At 68.8% G+C, this 7,604-nt stretch carries 4 protein-coding genes and 1 pseudogene; 2 read left to right on the top strand and 3 right to left on the bottom strand.

All coding sequences use genetic code 11. From position 1 onward, the window contains the following. Positions 1-342 precede the first annotated feature (342 nt). Positions 343-1,350 (bottom strand): stage II sporulation protein M, encoded by a 1,008-nt coding sequence (locus J7E91_RS35395; RefSeq protein ID WP_214911542.1) that lies wholly within the window; start codon positions 1,348-1,350, stop codon positions 343-345. 142 nt (positions 1,351-1,492) lie between these two features. On the opposite strand from J7E91_RS35395, the gene J7E91_RS35390 reads away from it, so the two are divergent. Beyond that, positions 1,493-2,485 carry an RDD family protein gene (locus J7E91_RS35390; protein WP_214911540.1) on the top strand — a complete coding sequence of 331 codons (993 nt, stop codon included), beginning with the start codon at positions 1,493-1,495 and terminating at the stop codon, positions 2,483-2,485. A 248-nt stretch (positions 2,486-2,733) separates the two neighbouring features. Here J7E91_RS35390 and J7E91_RS35385 read toward each other — a convergent pair whose 3' ends face one another. Both J7E91_RS35385 and ahcY read right to left on the bottom strand, forming a co-directional pair. Next, the gene (locus tag J7E91_RS35385) at positions 2,734-3,348 is read right to left on the bottom strand and encodes a hypothetical protein (protein ID WP_214911538.1); all 615 of its coding nucleotides are present in this window, start codon (positions 3,346-3,348) and stop codon (positions 2,734-2,736) included. A 107-nt stretch (positions 3,349-3,455) separates the two neighbouring features. Next, positions 3,456-4,913 carry an adenosylhomocysteinase gene (ahcY, locus tag J7E91_RS35380; RefSeq protein WP_028810729.1) on the bottom strand — a complete coding sequence of 486 codons (1,458 nt, stop codon included), beginning with the start codon at positions 4,911-4,913 and terminating at the stop codon, positions 3,456-3,458. Positions 4,914-5,252: 339 nt separating this feature from the next. On the opposite strand from ahcY, the pseudogene J7E91_RS35375 reads away from it, so the two are divergent. Then, positions 5,253-7,382 (top strand): annotated as a pseudogene (locus J7E91_RS35375) (fructose-specific PTS transporter subunit EIIC). Positions 7,383-7,604: the final 222 nt, after the last annotated feature.

The following is a 7,604-nucleotide window of genomic DNA, read 5'->3' as shown; positions in this document are numbered from 1 at the left end:
TCGTTCGGTATTTCGTGTTTCCAACCCTACCAGATTCGTTTCCCGTTCCGTTTCCGGTTCGGAGTTTGTTTCTGGTGGCCGGTTGGAGTGGCCTTTTGCCTTTCGGCTTGTCCCCGACTTTATCAGAAGCATTTCGGCCGAGCTAATCGGCTTCGTGATTCGAATATGAATCGAGAGGCTCTCAGGGAGGTGACTCCGCTGGAGAGCGAGACAGACACTAACCGTTGCCAGTGAGCATGTCCGCTCGTTGCAACCGTTAAAGTCTACCTCCCCACGCCAGCCATGTCAACGGCTCTTGTGGGCAGGACAGGACAGTACCAGCTCGCAGGGCCCGTACGCACATCACGCTGCGGTGGGGAGCTCGGCGCTGCGGTCGGCCTGTTCGACGTCGCCGCGGTCGCCGGCTCGGGCTGCTCGGCCGCCCAGGATGTAGACGTACGCAAGGAATGCCAGCTCGGCGACGACACCGATGGCGACACGGGCCCAGGTGGGCAGGCCCGACGGCGTAACGAAGCCTTCGATCAGGCCGGAGACAAAGAGGACCAGGGCCAGGCCGATCGCCATGCCGAGCGCTGCGCGGCCTTCCTGGGCGAGGGCGGCACGGCGGGTGCGGGGGCCGGGGTCGATCAGGGTCCAGCCCAGGCGCAGGCCCGTACCGGCGGCTACGAACACTGCGGTGAGTTCGAGCAGGCCGTGCGGGATGACCAGGCCGAGGAAGACGTCGAGGCGGCCCGCCGAGGACATCAGGCCGATGGCCACGCCGAGGTTCAGCATGTTGAGGAAGAGAATCCAGAGCACGGGGAAGCAGAGGAAGGCGCCGAGGACCAGGCACATGGCTGCTGCCTGGGCGTTGTTCGTCCAGACCTGGGCCGCGAAGGAAGCGGCGGGGTGGCTGGAGTAGTACGTCTCGTACTGGCCGCCGGGGCGGGTCATGTCGCGGAGTTCTGCCGGGGCCGCGATTGCTGACTGGACCTCTGGGTGAGTGCCGATCCACCAGCCGATCAGGGCGGCGACGGCGATGGAGAGCAGGGCCGTGGGGATCCACCAGTGGCGGGTGCGGTAGATCGCGGCGGGAAAGCCTGCGGTCAGGAAGCGGGTGGCGTCGCGCCAGGACGCGCGGCGGGTGCCGGTCACCGTGGCGCGGGCGCGGGCTACGAGTTGGGTGAGCCGTGCGGTCAGCGTGGGGTCCGGGGCGCTCGACTGGATCAGCGAGAGGTGCGTGGCCGTGCGCTGGTAGAGGGCGACCAGTTCGTCGGCTTCGGCGCCGGTGAGGCGGCGGCCGCGGCGCAGGAGGTGGTCCAGTCGGTCCCACTCTGCGTGGTGGGCGGTGACGAAGACGTCGAGGTCCATGATCGGCTGCTGCTCCAGGCACTGGGTCCGTACGGTCCGTACTACGCGGCGCGTGCTGCGGGCCAGCTTGGCAGACTGGGGATTCAGGGGGCAGGGATGGGGCGGGGAAGAGCGGCCATGGGTGGCGGAGGGTGGGTTTCCGGTGAGTGAGCTTGTTACGGGCGACGCGGTTGTACTGGGGCTGCGGCCGGCGAGGCTGCCGAGCCGGGCACTCGCTCTGGCGATCGACATGGCAGTGGTGTGGACGGTTTACCTGAGTGTGTCGGTGGGACTGGCGATAGCCACCGCCTCGCTCGACGAGGCGGCCGGTATGGCGATTGCCGTGGCGTCATTTCTGTTGGTGCTGGTCGGGGCGCCGATCGCGGTGGAGACGCTCACGCATGGGCGGTCGCTGGGGAAGATGGCCTGCGGGCTGCGGGTGGTGCGGAACGACGGGGGGCCCATCCGGTTCCGGCATGCGCTGGTCCGGGGGGCGGTGGGGGTCGTGGAGATCCTGATGACGTTCGGGGTCATCGCGTGTATTGCTTCACTGGTGTCCGAGCGGGGGCGGCGGATCGGGGATGTGCTCGCGGGGACTCTCGTCGTACGTGAACGGGTGTCCGTGGGGCGGGTGGGTGTGGTGCCGCCTCCGCCGCCGTGGCTGGTGGGGCGGTTCGCCGGGCTCGATCTGTCGGGGGTGCCGGATGGGCTGTGGCTTGCGATACGGCAGTACCTGACGCGGATGGGGCAGCTGGATCCGCAGGTGAGCCGGTCGATGGCTGAGCGGCTTGCCGGGGATCTGGCGGCGCGTACGGGGGCGCCGGCGCCGCGGGAGGTGCCGCCGGCGGCGTATCTGGCGGCCGTGGTGAACGAGCGGCAGGCGCGGGATGCGCGGCGGGCGTTTGTGGGGGCGGGTGGTGGGGGCCGTGTGGGTGCGGCTGGTTCGGGTGGGGATGCGCTCGGTGGGGGTGCGGCTGGCTCGGGTGGGGATGCGGCTGCCGTGGCCGGCGCTCCGGCTCCGGCTCCGGCTCCGGCTCCGGCTCCGGCTCCGGCTGAGGGTGGGGCTCCGGCTGAGGGTGAGGTTGGGGTGTCGGTGGCCGCTGCGCCTGAGGCGGGGGGCTCGTCGTCGCGGACGGGGTTCGCGCCGCCTGCTTAGGGTGGCGGGCTTTCTTCCCCCACCCCGCCCCTTCCCGTAACTGGGGCTCCGCCCCAGACCCCGGTCCTCAAACGCCGTACGGGCTGACGTGGTGAGAGTGGCTGAGGCTCTGCCCGGCCGCCGCGCCTCGCATGCGGGTGGTCGTCTGGAACGCCCGGAGTGGCCGAAGGTCAGGCCCAGTCCTCGGCGCCTCGCACGACAGAGTGGCTGGGGCGCTGGTCTGGTCTTGTTCTCGGATGTTGGAGGGGTCAGGGGAACGTTGAGGGTGGGGTTTCCAGGTGTTCCAGTTCGATGCCGGGGGCTGACAGGACCACGTCGCCTGCGATGTGGATGTGGTGCTGCTCGCCGGTGTCCAGGGCGTTGACCTGGTATTCGTCCACCATGAGGGGGCCGTTGTCAGTGGCGTGCGCTTCACTCTTCAGCAGGGCCCAGGACTGGTCGATCGTGCGGGGGGCCAGGACCGGGTCGGTGAAGGCGACGAGGCGGACGCGGGTGGCGGGGGAACCGGAGGTGAGGCGCAGGAGACGGGTCGCGGCGATGAGGAAGGCGGGGGATGTGCCGGTGAAGGTGTGGGCGCGGACGTTGCCTTCGGTGGCGTGAGTGCCGGTCGGGTCGGTGCGGACCCAGGTGACGCCGTCGATGGCTGCGCCGCGGACCTGCCAGCTCGAGGCGTGCAGTTCCAGGCGGATGGGGCGGCCGAGTTCGTCTATGGCCAGGTCGACGGAGCCGGCGTGGTCGCCGGAGGGGGTGGTGATCTGCGAGACGTAACGCCAGCCGGAAGGCCCGGGGGCGCAGTGGAAGTGTTCTTCGCCCAGGGGGGTGTGGTCGTGGAGGTCGTGGAGCGAATATCGGCCACGGGGCATGGGTCTGTCCGATTCTTCGGGTCCGACACGGGGCAGGCCCCCGGCACGGGGGTGCGGGGGCCTGCTGACAGCTACTGCTGCTGAGCGTTCAGTGCTTTGCGAGTGGCTCAGTAGCGGTAGTGGTCGGACTTGTAAGGGCCCTCGACCTCGACGCCGATGTAGGCGGCCTGCTCGGGGCGGAGCGTCGTGAGCTTGACGCCGAGGGCGTCGAGGTGGAGGCGGGCGACCTTCTCGTCGAGGTGCTTGGGCAGCACGTAGACGTCGGTCGGGTACTCCTCGGGCTTGGTGAACAGCTCGATCTGGGCCAGGGTCTGGTCCGCGAACGAGTTGGACATCACGAACGAGGGGTGGCCGGTCGCGTTGCCCAGGTTCAGCAGGCGGCCCTCGGACAGGACGATGATGACCTTGCCGTCGGGGAACTTCCAGGTGTGAACCTGCGGCTTGACCTCGTCCTTGACGATGCCGGGGATGGCGGCGAGGCCGGCCATGTCGATCTCGTTGTCGAAGTGACCGATGTTGCCGACGATGGCCTGGTGCTTCATCTTGGCCATGTCCGCGGCCATGATGATGTCCTTGTTGCCGGTCGTGGTGATGAAGATGTCGGCGATCTCCACGACCTCGTCGAGCGTCGTCACCTGGTAGCCGTCCATGGCCGCCTGGAGCGCGCAGATCGGGTCGATCTCGGTGATGATCACGCGGGCGCCCTGGCCGCGCAGGGACTCCGCGCAGCCCTTGCCCACATCGCCGTAGCCGCAGACGACGGCGACCTTGCCGCCGATCAGGACGTCGGTGGCACGGTTGATGCCGTCGATCAGGGAGTGGCGGCAGCCGTACTTGTTGTCGAACTTCGACTTCGTCACGGCGTCGTTCACGTTGATCGCCGGGAAGAGCAGGGTCCCGTCGCGGTGCATCTCGTACAGACGGTGGACGCCGGTGGTGGTCTCCTCCGTTACGCCGCGGATCTCGGAGGCCAGCTGGGTCCACTTCTGCGGGCTCTCACCGAGGGTGCGGTTGAGGAGCGTGAGGATGTGGGCGTACTCCTCGCTGTCCGCGGTGGACGGGTCCGGCGCGGCGCCGGCCTTCTCGAACTCGACGCCCTTGTGGACGAGGAGGGTGGCGTCACCGCCGTCGTCGAGGATCATGTTCGGGCCGCCGGTGGGCGTGTTCGGCCAGGTCAGGGCCTGCTCCGTGCACCACCAGTACTCCTCCAGGGTCTCGCCCTTCCAGGCGAAGACCGGGACGCCGGCGGGGGCGTCAGGGGTGCCGTTCGGGCCGACCGCGATGGCGGCCGCGGCGTGGTCCTGGGTCGAGAAGATGTTGCAGGAGGCCCAGCGGACCTCGGCGCCCAGGGCGACCAGCGTCTCGATGAGGACGGCCGTCTGCACGGTCATGTGCAGCGAACCGGTGATGCGGGCGCCGGCGAGCGGCTGGGTGGCGGCGTACTCCTTGCGGATCGACATCAGGCCGGGCATCTCGTGCTCGGCGAGAGTGATCTCCTTGCGGCCGAAGGCGGCAAGGGAGAGGTCGGCGACCTTGAAGTCCTGGCCGGTTGCGACAGTCGTCATGCGGGCTGCTCCTCGTGACTATGGGTCGAGGTGGTTACGGCTGACTCTGCGGCGGCGGGCATACGAGTGCCCGGGCGCTCGCAGCGCAGTCCGTCGGAGGCCCTCTCTCCCTCGGCCGGCCCACGGGACCGCCCGACCGCCATCAGCAGCGACGTCTGGCTAGGTCACGAATCTACACCGATCGGCCCAGTGGTCCCCAGCCGCCCTGGTCAGAACTGCGCCAGGAAGTGGGGGTGACGGGCGGCCCCGAAGGGTTCCTTCTGGGCTTTTGATCTGGCCGAATCGTGTAGCACCATGCCTGTGCATCGCATCGGGAACCATGCGCGACAGGAGATTCACGTGACTGATCCGGCTCGCCCCTCGGGGGGCGGAGACGTGAGCGGAGAGAAGCGGCCGAAGCTGCTCGCTGTCACCGCCTGCCCCACCGGTATTGCCCACACCTACATGGCGGCGGAGAAGCTGGCGCAGGCCGCCGAGCGTCTCGGCGTGGAGATGAAGGTGGAGACGCAAGGCTCCATCGGGTCCGAGAATGTCCTTCTGACAACGATGTCAGAGAGGCGGACGGTGTCATCATCGCGGCCGACAAGGACGTCGACCGCAGCCGGTTCGCCGGGAAGCGCGTGCTGGCTGTGGGGGTGGCGGAAGGTATTCGCCATCCCGAGCAGCTGATCGAGCAGGTGCGGACCGCGCCCGTGCAGGGGGCGGCGGGCAGGGACGGGGGTGCTGCTCGTTCTGCCGATGCGGCGCTCAGCGGCGCCGGAGGCAGCAGCGGGGGCGGGGGCAAGGAGCGGAGCGTCGCGTACAAGGCGCTGATGAACGGCGTCTCGTACATGATCCCGTTCGTGGTGGTCGGCGGGCTGCTGATCGCCGTCTCGCTCGCTCTGGGCGGGCATGCGACGCCGGAGGGGCTGATCATCCCGAAGGATTCCTTTTGGATGGACGTCAACAACGTCGGGGTCATCGGCTTCAAGTTGATGGTGCCGGTCCTGTCCGGCTATATCGCGTACGCCATCGGGGACCGTCCCGCGTTGGTGCCGGGCATGATCGGCGGCTGGATCGCCAATGACGGCTCGCTGTACGACTCGGAGGCGGGGGCCGGGTTCATCGGCGCGATCGTGACGGGGTTCCTCGCCGGATACCTGGTGCTGTGGATCAAGAAGGTCGAGGTCCCGAAGTTCGCCCGGCCAATCATGCCGATCATCGTGATTCCGATCCTGGCGACTACGGCGCTGGGGCTCTTCTTCGTGTACGTGATCGGGAGTCCCATCGCCTGGGTGTTCGAGCATCTGACGAGCTGGCTCAGCGGGATGACCGGCACGAGTGCGATTCTGCTGGGCGCGGTTCTGGGGCTCATGATCGCGTTCGACATGGGTGGACCGGTCAACAAGACCGCTTTCCTGTTCGGCGCCGGGCTCATCGCCACGGGCAACCAGACGGTGATGGGGATGTGCGCTGCCGCGATTCCGGTGATGCCGCTGGGGCAGGGACTGGCCACGCTGATCCGGCACAAGCTCTACTCGGAGCAGGAGCGCGAGACGGGAATGGCCGCGCTCTTCATGGGGCTCTTCGGGATTTCGGAGGGTGCGATCCCGTTCGCGGCGGCGCGGCCCGCGCAGGTGATTCCGGCGAACATGCTCGGTGGGGCGGTCGCCGGCGCGATTGCCGGCATGGCCGGGGTTACCGGACGCCGTACCGCACGGTGGGCCGATCGTCGCCGTGCTGGGCGCGGTGGGCGGCGTGCCGATGTTCTTTGTGGCGGTGGCGATCGGGGTGGTGGTCACCGCGGTGACCACCAATGCGCTCATCGGCATCAAGGAGCGGGGGCGGCGGAGCGGCGTGGCGGTCGCGGTCGGTAGTGGGGCGGGTGCCGGGGCGATGGCGGCTGGGTCCTCGTTCGCCGGCGTGGGGATGAGTGCGGGCGCTGGTGATGGTGCCGTGGGTGCGGGTGTGGGTGCGGGGGCTGGGGCTGTGGCTGGGGCTGTGGGGGCTCCGGTTGCGGTTGCGGAGCAGGGGGGCGTGCTGTCCGGGTACCTCACCGGGCAGACCGTCAAGGTGCTGCTGGATTCCCGCGACAAGGAAGCCGCGATCCGGGAGATGGCCGAGATGCTGGCCGCCTCCGGCAACGTACGAGACGTAGACGAGCTAGTACGGGTCGCACTCGCCCGGGAGAAGCAGGGAACCACCGGGCTCGGTGAGGAGATCGCCATTCCGCATGCCAAGACCGATGCGGTCAGCGAACCCGTCGTGGGGTTCGCCCGGTCCGCCGAAGGCATTGAGTGGGGTTCGCTGGACGGTACGAAGGCCAAGCTCGTCTTCATGATCTCCGTACCAGAGGCGGCCGCGGGCGACGAGCACCTGCGGATTCTGGCGCTGCTCTCGCGCAAGCTCATGGACACCGGTTTCCGGGAGCGGCTTTCGGCCGCGCCGGACGAGACGGCGATTCTGCGGGTGCTGGGCGAGATTCAGTAGTCGTCGTACGGACGGACCGGCCGGCGCCTCGACGTGGTCCTCTGCTCGGCTCCTGGCCGGGGCCCCGAGGGCTCGCCGTCCAGCCGGTCGTCGTGGTGTCGGAGTGTTCGAGCCGTCAGGCAGTGTCGCCGTCAGCGCCGTCCGGAGCCGGGCGCTGGGCGACCGGACCGTTCCGGTCAGCGAGAAGGCCCCCGCCGGTGGCTTCGGTTCTAGTGGTCGTCG

It is taken from the genome of Streptomyces sp. ISL-99 (genome assembly GCF_018614005.1).
GTDB lineage: Bacteria > Actinomycetota > Actinomycetes > Streptomycetales > Streptomycetaceae > Streptomyces > Streptomyces flavidovirens.
This window is presented reverse-complemented; position numbering and strand designations above follow the sequence as displayed.